Origin of the sequence: Vibrio sp. B172a, from assembly GCF_030248355.1 — a bacterium.
GTDB lineage: Bacteria > Pseudomonadota > Gammaproteobacteria > Enterobacterales > Vibrionaceae > Vibrio > Vibrio owensii.
Genome location: NZ_JAHGAC010000008.1, coordinates 461301 through 480623, shown reverse-complemented (window position 1 = coordinate 480623; position 19323 = coordinate 461301). Strand labels below are relative to the sequence as shown.

Annotated in this window: 14 protein-coding genes; 5 read left to right on the top strand and 9 right to left on the bottom strand. The window is 46.8% G+C overall.

What is annotated here, in order from left to right; all coding sequences use genetic code 11:
* The first annotated feature begins 2 nt into the window (after positions 1–2).
* From KIT90_RS11965 to KIT90_RS11955, 3 genes are all read left to right on the top strand, one after another.
* Positions 3–1127: a BamA/TamA family outer membrane protein gene (locus tag KIT90_RS11965; protein WP_285376812.1), complete on the top strand. Its 1125-nt coding sequence runs from the start codon at positions 3–5 to the stop codon at positions 1125–1127.
* A 9-nt stretch (positions 1128–1136) separates the two neighbouring features.
* On the top strand, positions 1137–2201 hold the full coding sequence (locus KIT90_RS11960; protein WP_285376811.1) for a DUF4056 domain-containing protein: 1065 nt from the start codon (positions 1137–1139) through the stop codon (positions 2199–2201).
* 320 nt (positions 2202–2521) lie between these two features.
* Complete coding sequence (locus KIT90_RS11955) at positions 2522–3826, top strand: dicarboxylate/amino acid:cation symporter (protein ID WP_005437888.1); 1305 nt, start codon at positions 2522–2524, stop codon at positions 3824–3826.
* Between the two features lie 95 nt (positions 3827–3921).
* Here KIT90_RS11955 and KIT90_RS11950 read toward each other — a convergent pair whose 3' ends face one another.
* The 4 genes from KIT90_RS11950 to KIT90_RS11935 form a co-directional block, all read right to left on the bottom strand.
* Complete coding sequence (locus tag KIT90_RS11950) at positions 3922–4296, bottom strand: YkvA family protein (RefSeq protein ID WP_009698021.1); 375 nt, start codon at positions 4294–4296, stop codon at positions 3922–3924.
* Between the two features lie 222 nt (positions 4297–4518).
* Positions 4519–5643: a M20 family metallopeptidase gene (locus KIT90_RS11945; protein WP_285376808.1), complete on the bottom strand. Its 1125-nt coding sequence runs from the start codon at positions 5641–5643 to the stop codon at positions 4519–4521.
* Positions 5644–5652: 9 nt separating this feature from the next.
* Entirely contained in the window at positions 5653–6120 is a 468-nt protein-coding gene (locus KIT90_RS11940) for a YjiG family protein (protein WP_005374849.1), read from the bottom strand.
* Positions 6120–6860: a nucleoside recognition domain-containing protein gene (locus tag KIT90_RS11935; protein ID WP_285376806.1), complete on the bottom strand. Its 741-nt coding sequence runs from the start codon at positions 6858–6860 to the stop codon at positions 6120–6122. Before KIT90_RS11935 ends, KIT90_RS11940 begins: the two co-directional genes overlap by 1 nt.
* A 422-nt stretch (positions 6861–7282) precedes the next feature.
* Between KIT90_RS11935 and KIT90_RS11930 the strand changes: the two genes are divergently transcribed.
* Together KIT90_RS11930 and KIT90_RS11925 are read left to right on the top strand one after the other, a co-directional pair.
* Entirely contained in the window at positions 7283–7606 is a 324-nt protein-coding gene (locus tag KIT90_RS11930) for a hypothetical protein (RefSeq protein ID WP_045414386.1), read from the top strand.
* Between the two features lie 91 nt (positions 7607–7697).
* A complete protein-coding gene (locus KIT90_RS11925; RefSeq protein ID WP_020195400.1) occupies positions 7698–8414 on the top strand; it encodes a DsbA family protein in 717 nt (238 codons plus the stop codon).
* A gap of 112 nt (positions 8415–8526) precedes the next feature.
* Here the strand turns inward: KIT90_RS11925 and KIT90_RS11920 are convergent, their stop codons facing one another.
* From KIT90_RS11920 to KIT90_RS11900, 5 genes are all read right to left on the bottom strand, one after another.
* Positions 8527–10587 carry an alpha-amylase gene (locus tag KIT90_RS11920; protein WP_285376805.1) on the bottom strand — a complete coding sequence of 687 codons (2061 nt, stop codon included), beginning with the start codon at positions 10585–10587 and terminating at the stop codon, positions 8527–8529.
* Positions 10588–10778: 191 nt separating this feature from the next.
* Positions 10779–11453, bottom strand: coding sequence for a monofunctional biosynthetic peptidoglycan transglycosylase (gene mtgA / locus KIT90_RS11915; RefSeq protein ID WP_285376804.1), 675 nt, complete (start codon positions 11451–11453; stop codon positions 10779–10781).
* 166 nt (positions 11454–11619) lie between these two features.
* A complete protein-coding gene (glgB, locus tag KIT90_RS11910; protein WP_285376803.1) occupies positions 11620–13848 on the bottom strand; it encodes a 1,4-alpha-glucan branching protein GlgB in 2229 nt (742 codons plus the stop codon).
* A 226-nt stretch (positions 13849–14074) separates the two neighbouring features.
* Entirely contained in the window at positions 14075–16255 is a 2181-nt protein-coding gene (gene malQ / locus KIT90_RS11905) for a 4-alpha-glucanotransferase (protein ID WP_009706504.1), read from the bottom strand.
* 117 nt (positions 16256–16372) lie between these two features.
* Entirely contained in the window at positions 16373–18826 is a 2454-nt protein-coding gene (locus KIT90_RS11900) for a glycogen/starch/alpha-glucan phosphorylase (protein WP_009706505.1), read from the bottom strand.
* Between the last annotated feature and the right edge of the window lie 497 nt (positions 18827–19323).

Below are 19323 nucleotides of genomic sequence, written 5' to 3'. Positions count from 1 at the left end.
AGATGAAAGCTTCTTATTCCCTAGTAATTGCAGCACTGTTTTGCTCACCACACGTTTTTGCTATGCAGCAAGACGAAAGCAGTTTGGTGGATAACATCCTAACCAAACTAGGCTCTAGCGAAACCGTGGATGAATCGAAGTTGATCGACTGGGGCATCTTACCGGGACCATTCGTCAATCCAGAGCAAGGATTTGGCATCGGCGTTGCCGCGGTGGGCTTGTATACTCCTTATGACTGGCAGAAAGGCGATCCGTACTCAACCGTCACCGTCACATCTTACGGTTCAACTTCTGGCTCTTACGGCTTGGGGTTAAACAACCGCACCTATTTGAAGGGTGACAAAGTACGTCTACTTGGTGAAGCGTGGATCAGCCATACTCCCGGATATTATTGGGGTATCGGCAGTCAAGCAGCCGAGAACGATAGTAATAAAGTGCAATACGAAGGCCAACGATTACAGCTGAGCCCCAAAATCGCCGTAGAGATTGCGCCAAATACTTACGCTAAGCTCGGCTGGCAGTGGCAATCATTCAACAAAGTAGACGGTGTAGATGGCGATATTCTTCCTTCAGAAGTCACCAATGCCACCAGCAGCGGCGTGTTACTTGGGATGGAATACGATACGCGCGATTTCGAGCCAAACCCAATGCGAGGACAGTTTCTCGATATTGAATGGATTGCCAACCGCGATTCACTCGGCAGCGATGAAGACTACGACAACCTCGTGGCCAACTATCGTCTCTATCAACAATGGTCAAACAGTACCATCATCGCGATGGAAGTTTACTCGCAATCGATTTTTGGTGATGCCCCTTGGTTTGATTACGCCCAGTTAGGTGACGATCAACGCATGCGTGGCTACTACCAAGGACAATATCGCGACAAACATCAACTCTCCACACAAATAGAAATCCGCCACACCATTGCTGGTCGTCATGGCGTTGTGGGTTGGTTGGGTGCAGGCAATATCGCACCTACTTATCACGACTTATTCGCAAGCAGTTGGCTACCAACTGTCGGGGTTGGTTATCGATTTGCCTTTAAGGCACGTATTAACGTGCGCGTCGATTTAGGGGTAGGTAAAGACAGCACCGGTTTTTATTTCCAAATTAATGAAGCATTCTAGGAGTAGGGTTTGAAGAAAGCAGCACTATTACTACTAAGCCTTTGTAGTGGGTTTATCCAAGCACAAGAATTGAAAGCACCGGTTGGCGTCAGGCCATGCTGTGCTTTCGGTGTAGACCTCAAAGCGCAACTAGGAAGCGTACCTGTTCCTTTCTTCTCCCTCGAGAATGTCTTATCCAGCAACGAAGTGGGTACTCACCACTATAACGATGGCAGTGAATCGGTGCCAGGCAGCCTACTTGGATTAAATGAAGAAGCGAATGGAATAATCTTTACCGAGCTTGGTGGGTTTATTGATACGGCACACGTTCGCGACACGGCCGATTACACCTACTATTTGTTTACTCTCAACCAACATTATCTCGGCCGTGCGGCACATCTGGATTTACCAGAAGAACTTCGTGTTCGCCGCATTCGTTGGTATGAACAAAAAGAAAAGCTTAGTGAAGAAGAGAAGCTCGACCGCAGTGCTCAAGCAGCAGCGCTAACGGCATTTCGTCTTGCTCAATGGCACGAGATTGCGCAGTGGTTTGGTATGGTGTCAGTGAGTGGCTTTAAAGAACTGGCGTCCGCCTTTTCATCCGAAGACCTCTACTCCAACATGCTTGGTGCCAACTTAGCCAAACAAGTCCTGTTGGATAATCCCGAACTCGATCAAAAAGGCTTTTCTCAAGCCATGGACACCGCTTTTAAACAAGCCTTAAAAGAACTAAAAGCGCAACCGAAAGCCGTCGCTAAACAGAAAATTCAGCAGCTTGATGGAGATTGGTGGGACAGTTCAAGACGCCTACCGGATAAGTGGGTAGTGCGATTCCGCGATTATCATATGGCATTGAGTTTGACGCCAAACTACCCAGGCGCAAATCACGAACTTTCATTGTCTAACACCTTTGATGATCAACAAGCAATCGACCAATGGATGAGTGTAGAGTTTAGAGCAAGCGACAATGAAAAAGCTTTTTCTGCGCTACCTAAGTCATTGACCTCAAAATCAATTTGGACACCCGCAGATTATCAGCAGATTTCAGATTTTGCTCGTGCCATCGACGAACAGACTCGCCCACCGCTGAAGTAACTTCGCAATCAGCAAGTGAATAAAAGATGCCTAGTTATGCACTTGGCGTCTTTTATCTCATCGTTATGCATCCAGTTTTCTACCATTTGAGAATGTAACAAATCATTTCTATCGGTTGTAAATTCGATAAATTTGTTAATCAGCAAACTTTTCAACCAGTCAAATCATTACAATTTGGTTAATATTCTATTTTTTAAAGTGACTAGCTTCACATCTATCGACCATTCAGAGGATTATTCTTTCGTATTTTCGCACTCCGCTGCTAATCTGCACGCCGCCTTGAAGTGAACTCAAGGTGCATAACTATAAGGAGTGTTCTCATGAATACCAAGAAACCGATGTCGCTCACCAGCCGCGTAATTTTGGGTATGGTAGCGGGTATCTTGACAGGATTTGCAATTCGCACACTTTTTGCCGACAACGGATTTGTCGACGCATACATTGTTAATGGATTATTCGAAGTTGGTGGACAGATCTTCGTTGCCAGCTTAAAAATGCTTGTTGTACCGCTAGTATTTGTTTCGCTAGTTTGTGGTACCAGCTCTCTAAAAGACCTATCTACATTGGGTCGCATGGGTGGTAAAACCCTTGCTTTCTACGTAGCAACAACCGCTATCGCAATCACACTTGCTCTAACCATGGGTACGCTATTCCAGCCGGGTGCTGGTGCAGACCTAACCGCAGCAAGTTCATTCAAATCAGCAGAAGCGCCATCTTTGGGTCAGGTGATCATTGATATGTTCCCGACTAACCCAATCAGCGCAATGGCAGAAGGTAAAACCCTGCAAGTTATCGTGTTCGCCGTCCTATTCGGTATCGCGATCAGTGCAGCAGGTAAGCCAGGCGAGCGTATCGCAGCATTCTTCTCTGATCTGAATGAAGTAATCATGAAATTGGTTGCGATTCTGATGAACCTTGCGCCTTACGGTGTGTTCTTCCTAATGGCGAAGCTGTTTACAGGCCTTGGTCTAAGCGCAATCTTCAACCTTGCTGAATACTTCGTTGTACTAGCAGGTACGCTATTGCTGCACGGCCTTGTGACTTACAGCCTGATGCTAAAAGGCTTCACTGGTCTAAACCCAATTACGTTCCTACGTAAGATGGAAGACGCAATCATGTTTGCTTTCTCTACAGCATCATCGAACGCGACCATTCCAGTGACAATGGAAACAGCTAAGCACCGCATGGGTGTTGAGAACCGCGTATCATCGTTCACAGTACCGCTAGGTGCAACCGTGAACATGGACGGCACGGCGATCATGCAAGGTGTGGCGACAGCGTTCATCGCACAAGCATTCAACATCGACCTAACTATGGGTGACTACCTAATGGTTATCATGACGGCAACATTGGCGTCTATCGGTACCGCAGGTGTTCCTGGTGTAGGTCTAGTAATGCTAGCAATGGTACTGAACCAAGTAGGTCTGCCGCTAGAAGGCATTGCACTTATCATGGGTGTTGACCGTCTACTTGATATGATTCGTACCGCAGTTAACATCACCGGTGACAGCGCAGTGACTATCATTGTTGCGAAATCGGAAGGCGCACTGGATGAAACTCGCTTCAACGATCCAAAAGCTGGGGTCGCAGAAGAAGAGGTGCATCTGAAACGCGCGGAAGCTTAAACCCTTCCAAACTCAATTATCCTGTCTAAATGAAAGCCCCGATGGAAACATCGGGGCTTTTGTTTTATTTGAAATCTGAAGAATAGGTAATAACCCTATTCCGTCATCGAACTCAGCTTTTCTCTCGCTTGCTCTTCATGCTCGTCAGTGATGGCATTGCCGACCGAGTTCGCCGCTAGCGTCAGTGCTGCCATATCATCAGTAAAGCCGACGCCAGCTAATACGTCTGGCACCATATCTGTCGGTAGGACGAAGTAAGCCAACGCGCCACCTAAGATAGCCTTGTGGCGAACAGAGGTGTTGGAATCTGCCATCGCGAGCCATGATTTAATGCCCATAACCGCAATCTCTTCACCTGCTTTCTTGACGGAGTTTTTCATTTTACGCCAAAAGGTTTTCTCATCTGGCGCTTGCATCGTTTGGTCTAAGACGTCATCGGACGCCGAATTTACAGACATGCTTGTGGTCATCGTGCCTCCTAAATTTATGACTGTGGCAAAGATATTAAGACGATAAACCTGAACGTAGGATTAATAGCGAGTAATGATAATGAAGAAAGGAAACAAAATGGCTAGATAAAAAAATCCCCAAACCGAAGTCCGGGGATTATTGCTTTGGATACCAAAAGGTTTTGAAACCAGAAGTCTTGGAAACCAACAGCTTTGGGAACCAAGCTTTAGAAGCAGAATGCCTTATTGAGCAATCTTCTCCAATACACGCATCAGCATTTTGATACGTGGTTCAATAGACTCAAGCAACAAGTACTCTTGATCGCTGTGGAAGCCCGCACCGATAGGTCCTAGACCATCCAAAGTTGGAACGCCAAGAATCGCCGTGTTGTTTGCATCAGAGCCGCCACCCACTTCCTTCCAATTGATGTCGATCGCCAGTTCACTTGCCGCTTCTTCAACTAGCATCATCAGGCTTTCTGTTTGTGGGCTTGGCACCATAGAAGGCTTATACGCTTCACGAACCAACTCGATGCTCACGCCATCAACGAATGGTGTTTCCAGCATGCCATTTAGCTTGCTATCGACATCATCGTACTCTTCGTTGCTCCAGAAACGCACATCCACGATCGCTTCAGCGTGCTCAGGGACGATGTTCGCTCCGTTGCCACCAGAAACAATACCGACATTCAGCGTGGTACCAGATTCAAAGTTGGTCATTGCATTGACTGCTAGAATCCAATTCGCCATCTCAGTGATTGCGCTGCGGCCATTTTCTGGCTCGTTACCAGCGTGAGCAGCAACGCCATTAAAGGTCATTTTGTAGCGAGCCATGCCTTTGCGCGCTTTCACTAAACCACCGTCTGCACGTGCTGCTTCTGCAACCAGTACATTCTTAGCATTTTTCGCTATTGATTGAATCCAATCCACAGAGTCCAGAGAACCCGTTTCTTCATCTGGGTTCATGCAGATAGCGATAGACAGCTTATCCAACACCGCTTGGTCTAGATAGCGCATCGCGTATACGATGTTCAGCAAGCCAGATTTCATGTCCGAGACGCCCGGACCGTAGGCTTTCTCTGCATCTTGAGACATCGGACGAAGCTCAGCAGTACCCACAGGGAACACCGTATCCATGTGACCAATTAGCATCACGTCGATTTGCTCAGCTTCCGGCTTATTTCGAACTTCAAGACCGATGCCCGCTCTGCCACAGTCGATGCGTTTTACGTTCCAACCTGACATCGCTTGGTACTTCTCTTCAAATTGAGAAGCGATGAACTCGATACCATCAGTGGTGTAAGTGCCACAATCCACATTGATTAACGGACGTAGCTCTTCTAGATATTCATTTAGAGAGAATTGCATGACTCACTCCTAGACAAACAGATTCATCACCAGCATTGCGCCAAACGCGTTCAATACTGAGATTGCAATCATAACTGGGATGTAACGACCTTCAGTACCAATTGGACCCATGATACGACCCATGTACTGAACTTGAGAGCCCATTAGGTAGATAGCCGGCGCTAGAATCGCAATGTGCGTACCGTTCAGGATACCTTGGTCAAACAGCGTAATCACTACGCCCACCGCGCCGCCCATCGACATCCAAGCGCCGATAAGAACAGCAGCCGCTTCACCAGGAAGGCCAAAAACCGCCATGATTGGAGAAAACACAGTGCCCATCAGATCCAGCGCGCCAGTGATTTGTAGCGCTTTGATGATAACGAACGCCATCAATACGTTAGGAACCGTAGAGGTAGTCGCAATTACCCAACCTTTCTTAGCACCTTCGACGAAGATATCCGTCACCATTGGCTTTTTCGCTTTAACGTCACCCATTATGCCGTCTCCTCTTTTAGGTTCTCTGTTTTGTTTTGGTCTTGTTTGTCTTCTTTACCTTCCGTCATGTTTAGGTAGATACGGAACAGGTTCGCGCCGATGATCTTAAATGCGAACATCACCACAACCGCTAAACCAATAGAAGACGTTACCGCTAGAGAGCCGTCAGCCATTGTCAGCGTGAACAGCACAGCACCTGATGAGAAGAAGTTCACGATGGTTGCACCTGCAGTGAACTGGAACATGGTAAATACGTCCGTTTCACGCTTAGTTAGGTGACCTTCATCTTTTAGCTGACGCGTCATTGCCGCACCAGCATCGGTACTTTGTAGAGAAGCAATCAAAGCCAGACCAGAGTTACCAGGGATGCCCATTAGAGGACGTAGAAGAGGAGTAAGAAGCTTACGAGCAGCTTCAAGTGCACCGTAGTGCTCAAGTACGTTGATCATACCTAATGCGAACATAACGGTTGGAATCAAAGTAAGTGCGAAAATGAAACCGTCACGAGCACCGCTACCGCCAGTACCGCGAAAAGATGTGGTCGCAGCTTGTACCGCGCCATCCGCACCTTCCGTTACGCCGTAAGCCACTTTACCGAAAGAGCCATTAAGCGTTGTAAAGTCGAATACACCGTACCATTCGTTGGATTGCATCAGACCAGAAAAGAACACAACCGCAAACGCGAGTGCAATGTAACACCCGATCGTCACCTTGCGTTCAGTATGAACAGGGCTTGTCATAAATTCACCTATGTATGTGGAACAGAACGCATAGATGATCCCTTGAACGACGTGCTAGAGAGATGATCAAAATCAATCCATTTACCGAACAATCATGTCACTCATTTATGAAGTTTTATTTTATGATTTGAATCACATTTAAAAGATAATAAATATTTATGACCAAGATAAGGTAGATTTATCTAACTATCCACAAATTCCATCCATTAACAAAACAAACCAAAATTATGAACAAGTTTGTTATTAGCCACATCTTCGACGTGCTTCATGATTTGTTGCTTATTTGAGATTTCTTGACCAAAAATTAACAAAAGTTCCGTGTAATTTATTTTAGGGTGGTTCGGTCATTACTTAGAGACTTATTCAGGGTTTGCCTTTTGCTTCGATCACAATCCAACATCGCTCGATGGACACTCGCCCTTGTGGCTTGGGTTATCGTGATCTGTTTAAGTAAAAATGCAGGCTTCTACCAATCTTGCCCTCTGATTGGCGTGCAAGTGACAGCTGAACACGCTGCTGCGCAGCAACAAAAGAGCGAGAAAGGGCTGACTAAGCAGTGTGAACTGTCTGAAAAGCTGATTCAGGTTTCACAAAACCATCTCGACAGCTTCATTGTTCCCTTATTCCTATTTGCGTTTGTCTTGCTGTCTATCACCAGCACCGAGCGTAATGCTTTCCGCCATCATACCGAGCCGATACCCGACAAATATCGGGTGCACCTCAAGCTATGTGTGTTTAGAGAATAAAACCCGATTGCTATTCATCCCCACATCAATTGTTTTATTTTTAATCACTTCGCGACAAAAACCGCGAAGAAAGAGAGTTTTAGGAAATATCATGAAATTCACACGCACACTATTAACTGTGGCTATCGCGCTGGTACCTCTATTTTCACACGCAGCAGAAAAAACATCAGAAGAGAAGCTGCAAGAAATTACTCAACTGCTGAAAGAAAACCCGCAGATCCTCGATTCACTGCATCAAAACCTGCAAGACTACGTCGCTTACCAAAAGACGTTTAACGCGACTTTGGATGAAGCGCGCGCCTATCTTAATGACGGTAAGCACTCTTACTTCGGTGCAGAGAACCCAGAGCTGACGATCATCAACGTGACCGATTACAGCTGCCCTTTCTGTAAGCGTCTTGAAGGTGAATTAGTGAAGGTAGAGAAAGAATACCCGCAGGTAAAAGTGCTGAACATGACGGTATCGTTCAAAGAACAGTACGAGAAGAACGGTTACAACTCGGCAAGTTACGCATTGAACGTATGGCAGAACCAACATGACAAGTACAAAGAAGTGCACGACTTGTTGGTGAAGAAGCCGGGTCCACATGATGCAAGTTCACTACAAAAAATCGCTAAGAAGACTGGCACAGAAGCACAGCTTGTCGACGACAAAGAAACCAAAGCGTTGTTGGATAAAAACTACGAGTACTTCACTCGCTTAGGTCTACGAGGCACACCAGCGATCATCATTAATGACCAAGTCATTCCGGGTTATGTACCTTTCGAGGAGCTTGAGAAAGTCATCGACCAAGAGCTAAAGAAATAACTATTGGAATAGATAGTTATTGAAATAGTAAGTAAACATCAAAAACAACAAAGCCCTTCCCTAAGAACTCAAGGAAGGGCTTTTTCTATCTAGGCTTAAAACGAAGTTCTAATTAATTGTCGCGCCCCACAAACGCCACAACGACTTTGTCATTGCCAAGCGAACGAGAGAACACATACGCACCTTCTTGTTCAATCACGTGATGCTGACCTGCACCAATCGCTGGATGCGCTTTACGGAACTGACCAAGGGTTTGCCAGTGTTTGAGTAGCGCTTGCTTCTCATCCGATAGCTTCCATACCATGTCAGAGCGTGTGCCTTGGTGGAAATCGTCCGCGTAAGGGCCAATGTTACGACCAACTTCATCACCATAGTAAACTTGAACAGCACCAGGGCTTAGAAGCAGTGCATTCGCGGCGTTACGCTGCATGCCGTAATCTTTGAAGCGAGAGAAGAATAACTCCGTATCGTGAGAAGACATGTAACTCACAGGGTTAAAGTCTTTCTCATTGGCGATAGTATCTGCATAGCTTTGGTAGGTGTCTGCCATTTGGCTGAAACACGCCGCGCCTTTGTCTAACTTCTTCTGCATGTCGAAGTTAATCAACGCATCAAAGCCGTCGTCGAAGTAAGGACTGCGATAAGCGGTATGTCCCCATACTTCACCCATCATCCAGAATGGCTGACCTGACTTACCATTCTCTTTGCGCCACTGCTCTAGACTGCTTGATGCTTCTTCTTTCAAGCGCTTCCACACATCACCTTCAACGTGCTTCACCGTATCAACACGGTAACCATCAATACCAAAGCGTTTCACCCAATCAGTTTGCCACTCAATCAAGTAATCGGAAACGGTGTAATTGTCACGCGCTTCTACACGTGTGCCGGGGTTATCCAATAGCCATTGCGCTGGCTTCACGGCTTTGTCTGATTCAGTGATAAAGTCAGGTAAACCCGCCAATGACATAGTGATATCGCTGCTGCCCGGAGCAGGGTAGCCCGGCAAACCGGTTCTTACCCAATCACCGCCCCACCATTTCGCCCAGTTTGGACTCTGGTAATCAATATTCTGGTGGTAGCTATGCCAATTTTCGCCCGCTTTTGGTTGCCAATCCCCCCACTTCTTCGGTAGGTCAGCGTTTGGCTTTAACACCTCAATACCGTCAAATTGCAAATCGGCTAACGTTGAGTAGCCAGTGTGGTTGATTACCGCGTCCATCAAGACTTTGAGACCACGCTTATGCGCCTCTTCCACCAGCACTTTAAGGTCATCTTCGTTACCAAAGTTCTCATCAATCTTGGTGAAATCACGCGTCCAGTAACCGTGGTAAGCATAGAACGGGAATGAGCCGCTATCGCCGCCGCCCACAAAGCCGTGTACTTGCTCAACGATTGGCGATAACCAAATAGCATCTGTACCTAGGCTCTTGATGTAATCCAGTTTCTCGATCACGCCTTTTAGATCACCGCCGTGGAAGGTACCGATCTCTTCTTTACCGTCTTTCTTGCGCCCATAGCTATTGTCATTGCTCGTATCGGCGTTGTTGAAACGGTCGACCATCACGAAGTAAATATTGGCATTACGATAATCAAACGGCACTGCTTCTTTGGTTTTCTTCGCTGGCTCTAGTAGCACCAAACCACCGGAGTCTTTGCTTGGCGTCAGCGATACTTGCTGATCTTTTACTTCAACCATTTGCCCAGTGTAAGCATCACGCAACTTGGTGCCATCTGGGAAACTGTCACCTAACGCGATGGTGACTTCGCCGCCTTGGTAAACCTCACATTGCACTTGTGGGATTGGGCGTTTGAATTCTGTCTTGGCAGCTTTCTTAGGTTCACGCTTGAAGCGCAGTGTTTTCGCTTCCGCATCAAAAGCGAAAGAGTAATCGCCAGTAAAACGGATTTTTAACGGCAATTCCGTTGGCTTTCCACAATTCAGCGCGATCGGTTTGTTGAATTTAACTTTCTGACCATCGGGCGCAACGCAATCGCCTTCAACACCAGTGATTTTAAGCGTATAGCCGTCTTTGGTTAATGGCACAACCAAAGGCTGCTCTGCACTTAAAGGAAAGTCACGGCTGTTGGTCGTGGTAGATATGGTGATGTTTGGCTCGGCGATGGCACTTGCCGATGCAAGCAATAAGGTAGTCGTAATCAGATTCAGTTTCATCGTTCAGTCCATTGGTTGCGCATAGACGCAGTATTCGTGTTGTAGTTTTATTCACACTAATAGTAAATGGATGAAAAACTGAGCACATCATTCTAAAAGGCTACGCCCTAAAGCTTGTGACGCTTCACATTTTGCCTTTATCGGGGCGTAGTTCTATTTACGGACACAAGATAGTTAAGGAAAAGAGAAACTTATAACTCGACGTTGCCAAGATTGCGCATTTGTCTCATCGCCCAATTGACGCGGCTGGTGGTGTAAGAAGTCTGAGGGTAGACTTTGATGCGATATGGATTTGGCAACACCACCGCAAGCCTTGCTGCTTGGCGTGTTGAAAGTTGTTTAGCTGGAATACCAAAGTAGTTTTGCGCAGCGGCTTCCGCGCCATAAATACCTGGGCCAAACTCCACCACATTCAAATACACTTCGAGAATGCGTTCTTTACTCCACATCGCTTCCATCAGCAGAGCAAAATAAAGTTCATACGCTTTGCGCACATAAGAGTGTGAAGGAAACAGAAACACGTTCTTTGCAGTTTGCTGAGTAATCGTGCTCGCACCGCGAGGAGGGCCGTTCTCGCCAGACTCTGAGATCACTTTAAATAATGAATCAAAATCCACTCCGTAATGAGTCGGGAACTTTTGATCTTCTGTCGCAATCACGGCCAATTGAATGTGCTTAGAAATATCACTCAAAGGCACCCATTCATTTTGACTCTCTTCAGGGAATCCCTCTGGAGGAGAAATCATGCGGCTGATCTTCCATCCCCAAATTGGTGGATCGACGTATTTCACTATGCCAACGAGCATCACTGGTAAAAGCAAAAGCACCAATAAGATATTGAACAGAAGGGATTTAATCTTTCTCAAAGTCCGACCTAGCTTGATTTCATAAAACAATATGATGCAAGTATAGAGTATGCAGTCTGTTTATCGTTAGTGAAAACTTGGTCAAAAAAAGCCCGATTTACATTGTAAAGCGGGCTTTGTATTGATTGTGTGTTTTGGCTAGTTAAGTTTGTTTTACGAACTCAACTTACTTTGCCAGTTTGTAGAATACGGTTGATAGTGGCGGTAGACGCAGCTCAAGAGACTGAGGCAGCGATTCGCTCTCTACTTCTTCTGTTTCTACGCTGGTTAGCACTTCAAAATCGCTGCCATCGTATTTCACATCATCAGTATTCAACAGAAGCTCGTATTTACCTTCCATCGGAACACCCAAACGGAAACGCTCATGCGGCACTGGTGTGAAGTTGCTGATCACCAATACACGCTCGCCGTTTTGGCTAATACGTTCATGTGCAAGAATGCTCGAATCGGCTTCATCTTGCAGACGCCATTCAAAGCCAGCAGGCACACAATCTTGGTCGTGCATCGCCGCTTCATTACGGTACAAGTGGTTTAAGTCACGAATCAGCGCTTGTACGCCTTGGTGGCGTCCAAACTCTAGTAAGAACCATTGCAACTGGTCATCGTGGTTCCACTCTGCTGTCTGACCAAGCTCTGCACCCATGAAGTTTAGCTTCTTACCCGGTTGACCGTACATGTAACCGAAGTAAGCACGTAAGTTCGCCGTTTGTTGCCATTCATCACCCGGCATCTTGTTGTGGATAGAGCCTTTGCCGTAGACCACTTCATCATGAGAAAGCGACAATACATAGTTTTCGCTGTGTGCGTAAACAAGCGGGAACGTGATGGTATTGTGGTGGTATTTGCGGTGAATAGGATCTTCTTGGATGTAAGAAAGACTGTCGTGCATCCAACCCATGTTCCACTTAAAGCCGAAGCCTAAACCGCCCATAAAGGTCGGTGCAGATACACCTGGGAATGCGGTTGATTCTTCTGCAATGGTCATTGCGTTCGGGAAGTGTTTGTACACTTCTTCGTTCATCCACTTCAGTGTTGCGATCGCATCGTAGTTCTCGTTGCCACCATCAGCGTTCGGGATCCACTGATCGTGGCTACGTGAGTAATCTAGGTAAAGCATCGACGCAACAGCATCAACGCGGATACCGTCAATATGGAATTGCTCGAACCAGTACAGTGCGTTAGACACTAGGAAACGGCGCACATGCTCACGACCTAGATCGTAGATGTAAGAGTTCCAATCTTGGTGCCAACCACGGCGAGGATCTGGATCGTGGAACAGTGGCGTACCATCAAAATTCGCTAAGCCATGATCATCCGATGGGAAATGTGCAGGTACCCAATCCAGTACCACACCCAAGCCAGCTTGGTGACATGCATCAACGAAGAACTTGAAATCATCCGGAGAGCCGTAACGACTGGTAGGCGCAAACAAGCCAACAGGTTGGTAACCCCAAGAGCCAAAGAACGGATGTTCAGAAACAGGCATAAGCTCAACGTGGGTGTAGCCCATATCCACAAGATAAGGTACTAACTCAGCGGCCAATTCACGGTAGTTAAGGAAGTCGCCCTCTTCGTTGCGTTTCCAAGAACCCGCGTGCAGTTCGTAGAAAGACAACGCTTCATCACGTTTCTGCGTCACTGGACGGTTTTGCCATTTCGCATCTTGCCATTGGTAACGGTTGTGATCGTAAGTGATCGATGCGAAAGATGGGTATTGTTCAGAGTAGAAGCCCCAAGGGTCTTGTTTATGAGGAAGCCCTTCCCCATTCGGACCTTTGAGTTCAAATTTGTATTGTACGCCCTCTTCCAAACCAGGAATAAACAAGCCCCAGATACCATAGTCTAGGCGTTGCATTGGATGACGACGGCCATCCCACAGGTTAAAGCTACCCACTAGGCTGATAGCAGATGCATGAGGTGCGTAAACAAGGAAGCGCACACCAGAGATATTTTCGCCACCGCGCTCGATGGTCACAAATTGTGAACCCATGTAGCGGTACATGTCTTTTGGTGTGTGTAGGTGTTCGTATTCTTGGTAGATGTTGTGGTATTGGTAAGGGTCGTCAATAAGCTGTTCTACACCATTCCAGTCTATTGCAAGTTGGTAATGCGTTAGATGCAAGTCGCGCTTGTCTTTTAAGATGAAGCCGCTTTCATCTTCACGCTCTAGCTCAATTCGAGGTTCGCCGCTGATAACCAATTCAACTTTGTCTGCACCCGGCATCCAAACACGTAACGATCCTTCGCCGTCAGCAATGAATGGACCAAGTGACGCAAACGGGTCTGAGTAAGCCGCCTCAGCTAGTAATTCGTAGGCGCGTTCGTATTTTTTCTTTACCTTGGTTTTCAAATCTTTCTCCCTAGCACCGATATTCTCCTTATGGTTTTTGAACATCGGATTTCCTCAGCCAAACGTTGTGAATTCACACAATTATAAAAGACCCAATCCTATTCAAACATTGAATAAAACGGCGTCAAAAAACAAAAATGCCCGCTATTGTTGCGGGCATAATAACGGTACTTCATCCTAACGGATTGTGCCGATTTAATGAGTGACCTAGGCTGTACTTTCGTACCTTGGCGCAATTAAATTCGCGAATTCCTACATCACTCATTCCACCTTATTTGCTCGCTTTCGCGCGCACTTCAGTGAGGCGCTTAGAAATACGGTTTACGTCTTCGCGGCTGAAGATTTCATCTAGGTTCATCGACAGTTTACGACGCCAGTTTGGATACTCATCTACCGTGCCAGGAATGTTGACCGGTTGGTCCATTTCTAGCCAGTCTTCAAGCTGAACACTCAGTAGTGCAGAGTCACCCGCAGCAACGTGCAATTGAAGCGCTTCGCTTAGGTGGCAATCCATTGGAACGTACTGTGCGTCATGGCCGATGCCTTCTGGCAGGTAACCGTGCCAACGAACGCTGTCTAGGATACCTTGCTTACACTTCAGACGGTCATCAAACAGACCTTCTAATTGTTGCTCGTCTGGGTATAGACCGATCTCACGACCCATCTTCAAGTCATCACAGTGCCAGAAGCCACGTAGTGTTGGCATATCGTGCGTACACAGTGCCGCCATAGACTGCTCAGCGTAGTGCTTCGGAGAAATAAAGCCGCCGTCGTCTTTTGATGTTTCGAAGAAGAACACTTTGTATGAGTGAACACCTGCGTCACGTAGGATATCCACGATTTCATCAGGCACAGTACCCAAGTCTTCACCGATTACAGAACACTGATGACGATGAGATTCTAGCGCTAGGATTGCTAGCATGTCTTCAACTGGGTAGTACAGGTAAGCACCTTCTGTCGCTTTCTCGCCTTTTGGAATCCACCACAGACGAAGTAGACCAAGAACGTGGTCAATACGCAGCGCACCACAGTGTTTCATGTTTGCACGCAGTAGCTTGATGTATGCATCGTAGCCAGTTGCTTCCAACACTTGTGGGTTTAGCGGTGGTAGACCCCAGTTTTGACCTAGTGGACCAAGTACATCTGGTGGCGCACCGATGCTTGCATCCAATACTAGCGCGCCGTCATCAGCCCAAGTCTCGCTGCCTGAATCTGCAACACCTACAGCAAGGTCGCGATACAGACCAACTGTCATGCCTTTTTCTTCAGCTAGTGCTTGCGCTTCTTTGATTTGATCGTCTGCGATCCACTGTAGGTACATGTACAGGTGAACACGGTCTGCGTTGTCTTTGATGTACTTCTGAGTTGCTGCTGCATCGAACGTGCGGAACTTCTCAGGGAATACCGGCCAGCCCCAAACACTTGAATCTTCAGCGTGTAGCTCACCGTGCAGCGCATCAAATGCCGCTTGATGAAGTAGGCTTTCGCCGCCAATTTCTACGAACTCTAGGAACGCACGAGCACGGTCTGTGTTCTTGTCTAGATGACGCGCTTTAAACTCGCTAAATAGCAGTGGAAGAATGCTCATCTTAAGCTCAGACACTTCGGTGTAGTTCACCCAGTGTGATTCACGTGCTTTTTGTAGACGTTGCTGGAATTCAGCGCTGCCAACACGTTGCTGTGCTTCTGCACTTAGTGCGAACTCAGGCACAGAGCTTACGTCGATGTACATGATGTTCAACCAACGACGAGAAGACGGGCTGTATGGGCTCGCACCTTCTGGGTTCGCTGGGAACAATGAGTGAATCGGGTTCAAACCAATGAAGTCACCGCCACGAGATGCGATGTCACTCACCAACTGCTTCAGGTCACCGAAGTCACCGATACCCCAGTTGTGCTGAGTACGCAGTGTGTAAAGCTGGATGCTTGGGCCCCATAGCTTTTTGTGTTGGTTTAGGTCTTCTTGTTTGAAACACGCTTTAGGTGTGATGATCAGCGACATTTCGTAAGGAGTCTTGCGACGCTTACGGCTGATGATCAGTTTGTGGTAACCCCATGCCAAGTTCTTTGGCAATGCAAACACTAGAGGGCCACCCTCAGCTCGTTCATCACGAACAATTTGCGACTGAAGATAGCCTTCAAGTACCTCTCCTTGTTCTGTTTCTAAACGCCAGCTAAATTCGCTCTCGCGAGCACTCGTACCTAGGTTTAGTTCCACTTCGACTGGTTCGCCGTCGCGTAAAACAAGAACAGGGGCTAGTACGTCTTTCTTATGTTTTTTCTCAGCAGAAGCCAATAGCTTCTCATCGCTGCTAGTATCGTAGCCAAGTGAAGTGAGCAAGCGGCGCAGTGTTTCTTCAGAAACTTTTGCCTCGTCTCCCCACGCGCTGACGTAGCTATCAGCTAATCGCGCCATGTCTGCGACTTTCTTTAGTGCTGTTTGTTCTTTCATCGCTTTCTCCGAAGGTAATACCAACACCTTCCATGTAGGGTTTTATTGTTATCAATAACTAATCTTTGAAAATGACCAAAGGTAGCGCTCGGCTACCTTGGTCTTAACTGGGTTCTATTAGCGTTTCACCGCTTCAAGTTTCCAGATGTTGTTCACGTAGTCGCGGATAGAGCGGTCTGATGTGAACTTACCAACTAGGGCAGTGTTAAGAATCGCTTTCTTAGCCCAACCTGCTTGGTCTTTGTATTGTTTGCCCATTTCTTCATGCGCTTTCACATAAGATGCGAAGTCAGCAAGACATAGGTATGGGTCACCGCCATCTAGTAGGCTATCGAATGTAGCGCGGAGTAGGCCTGGTTGACCTGGCGTAAACTCTTCGCCTGTTAGTAGGTCTAAAGACGCTTTTAGTAGGTGATCTGCGTTGTAGTAGTCGTAAGGGTTGTAGCCAGCTGCTTTAACCGCTTTCACGCCTTCAACATCAAGACCGAAGATGTAGATGTTCTCGTCGCCCACTTCTTCACGGATCTCAACGTTAGCACCATCCATCGTACCGATAGTTAGGGCACCGTTAAGAGCCATCTTCATGTTACCTGTACCAGATGCTTCTTTACCCGCTAGCGAGATTTGTTGTGAAACGTCTGCCGCAGGGATGATGATCTCAGCCATGCTCACGCGGTAGTCAGGGATGAATACCACTTTCAGTTTGTTACCGATGCGAGGATCGTTGTTGATCTTCTCTGCAACCTTGTTCACTGCGAACATAATTTCTTTCGCTAGGTGGTAGCCCGGTGCTGCTTTCGCTGCGAAGAAACATACGCGTGGCTCACACTCGAAACCAGGTTCGTTCAGGATGCGGTGGTATAGAGATAGAATGTGTAGCAGATCTAGGTGCTGACGCTTGTACTCGTGTAGACGCTTGATTTGAACGTCGAAGATAGCGTTAGTATCTAGCTCAATACCCATGTTATCTAGAACCCAATCAGCAAGACGCTGTTTGTTTTCTTTCTTAACAGCCATGAATTCTTTTTGGAATTTCGCGTCTGTTGCGTATTTAGCGATGCCTTCTAGCTGCTCTAGTTTCGCAGGCCATTCTGGACCCACTTTCTCAGTGATTAGCTTAGATAGACCTGGGTTACAGAACTTCAGCCAACGACGAGGAGTGATACCGTTCGTTACGTTATGTAGACGAGTTGGGTACATCTCGTGGAACTCTGGGAATAGGTCTTTCTTAACCAATTCAGAGTGAAGTGCTGCTACGCCGTTCACTGCGTAAGAACCGATTACACATAGGTTAGCCATGCGAACCATGCGGTTGAAACCTTCTTGGATGATAGAAAGCTTCGCTTGCTTCTCACCGTCACCAGGCCACATCTTACGAACTTCTTGTAGGAAGCGGTGGTTGATTTCAAAAATGATTTCCATGTGACGTGGAAGTAGACGCTGGATTAGCGACTCTGGCCATGTCTCTAGTGCTTCTGGAAGTAGCGTGTGGTTAGTGTACGCGAATGTCTGAGAACTGATTTCCCATGCTGCTTCCCAAGTAAGACCTTTTTCGTCCACTAGGATGCGCATTAGCTCAGGGATAGCAATTGTTGGGTGCGTATCGTTAAGCTGAATAGTCTCTTGCTTCGGTAGATCCGCTAGCGAGTAACCTGCTGCTTCGTGGCGACGTAGGATGTCGCGTACAGATGCTGCTGAGTGGAAGTACTGTTGCATTAGACGCAGTGTTTTACCTTTCTCGTGGTTATCGTTCGGGTAAAGCACTTTAGTGATGTTGCCTGCGTCGATCAGCGCGTGCTGAGCTTCGAAGTAATCACCGTTGTTAAAGCTTTCTAGTGAGAATGGTGCGATTGCCTGACATTCCCAAAGACGTAGAGGGTAAACCGTGTCTGATTCGTAACCTACGATAGGTAGATCCCAAGGCATTGCTTTTACAGACATGCCAGGAACCCATTTACGAACTTCTTTACCGTTTTCGTTTACCACTTCAACGTGACCGTAGAAGCCGATTTCTTGCGCTAGCTCAGGGCGAGCCACTTCCCAAGGGTAACCTTCTACACCACGCCATGCGTCTGGTGCTTCTTGTTGACGGCCGTCTTTGAACGACTGCTTAAATAGACCGTATTCGTAATGCAGGCCGTAACCTACAGTTGGGAATTCTTGAGCCGCACATGAATCCATGAAACATGCTGCTAGACGACCTAGACCACCGTTACCCAGTGATGGGTCGCGCTCTTCTTCTAGAAGGTCTGTTAGGTTGTGACCTAGCTCAGCCATAGCTTCAGTGATCTCTTCGTAAAGACCCATGCTGATTAGGTTGTTACCAGTCAAACGACCGATAAGGAATTCTAGTGAAAGGTAGTTAACGCTTTTCGCTTCTTGGATGCGAGCGTCTGCTTCAGTAGCAAGCAAATCACAAGTCGTAAACTCAGCCAATGCACGACCCATTGCTAGGTACCATGCGCGGCTATCTGCATTTTCAACCGTGTGAGCGTAAGTCACAGATAGATGTTTCTTTACGCTTTCTTGGAACGACTTCTTGTCAAATTGTTTCTGTTGAGTAGGTTTCATTAAGAAATTCTCACGTCTTTTAGTAATTCATCTGCCATACATCGTGCATTTCCCTCTGTGAATAAACATCCTCCCATTTGTCCTCCCTACAAGGAGGAGGGGGTAGGGCGTAGAGGGCGTAAGCTTGCAAACTTAGTGATCCAAATCGCAACACGGCAGCCTATAACCCTATTCTTAGTGATTCGGATCACAGCCATCTGTGAGAAAGATTAAAATTTGTTCATGACGTTTTTTATTCGACAACTCTCATCTGATGTAAAAACTGTCTTAGTGATCACATTAAGCCTTTTAACATCGATAAATTTTCCGTAATAGATGTGCAACTCTTTCTACATGGGTTCAATACCACCGGCTTTTAAGTGACCATAATCACAAATACAGGGCGTAGTTGGTGGCATTTACAGCAACCCTTGAGAATTAGGAAGTGGATCAAAGTAACAACCGATTCTGTTGTCGTAACATCGCAAACGACTCACCAGCCTGTACACTTTTTACAC

What these genes read in the sequence shown, in the direction of transcription:
- KIT90_RS11965 (WP_285376812.1), top strand. Translation starts at nt 3, where the DNA reads ATGAAAGCTTCTTATTCCCTAGTAATTGCAGCACTGTTTTGCTCACCA.
- KIT90_RS11955 (WP_005437888.1), top strand. Translation starts at nt 2,522, where the DNA reads ATGAATACCAAGAAACCGATGTCGCTCACCAGCCGCGTAATTTTGGGT.
- KIT90_RS11950 (WP_009698021.1), bottom strand. Translation starts at nt 4,296, where the DNA reads ATGACCACAAGCATGTCTGTAAATTCGGCGTCCGATGACGTCTTAGAC.
- KIT90_RS11945 (WP_285376808.1), bottom strand. Translation starts at nt 5,643, where the DNA reads ATGCAATTCTCTCTAAATGAATATCTAGAAGAGCTACGTCCGTTAATC.
- KIT90_RS11940 (WP_005374849.1), bottom strand. Translation starts at nt 6,120, where the DNA reads ATGGGTGACGTTAAAGCGAAAAAGCCAATGGTGACGGATATCTTCGTC.
- KIT90_RS11935 (WP_285376806.1), bottom strand. Translation starts at nt 6,860, where the DNA reads ATGACAAGCCCTGTTCATACTGAACGCAAGGTGACGATCGGGTGTTAC.
- KIT90_RS11925 (WP_020195400.1), top strand. Translation starts at nt 7,698, where the DNA reads ATGAAATTCACACGCACACTATTAACTGTGGCTATCGCGCTGGTACCT.
- KIT90_RS11920 (WP_285376805.1), bottom strand. Translation starts at nt 10,587, where the DNA reads ATGAAACTGAATCTGATTACGACTACCTTATTGCTTGCATCGGCAAGT.
- glgB (WP_285376803.1), bottom strand. Translation starts at nt 13,848, where the DNA reads ATGTTCAAAAACCATAAGGAGAATATCGGTGCTAGGGAGAAAGATTTG.
- malQ (WP_009706504.1), bottom strand. Translation starts at nt 16,255, where the DNA reads ATGAAAGAACAAACAGCACTAAAGAAAGTCGCAGACATGGCGCGATTA.
- KIT90_RS11900 (WP_009706505.1), bottom strand. Translation starts at nt 18,826, where the DNA reads ATGAAACCTACTCAACAGAAACAATTTGACAAGAAGTCGTTCCAAGAA.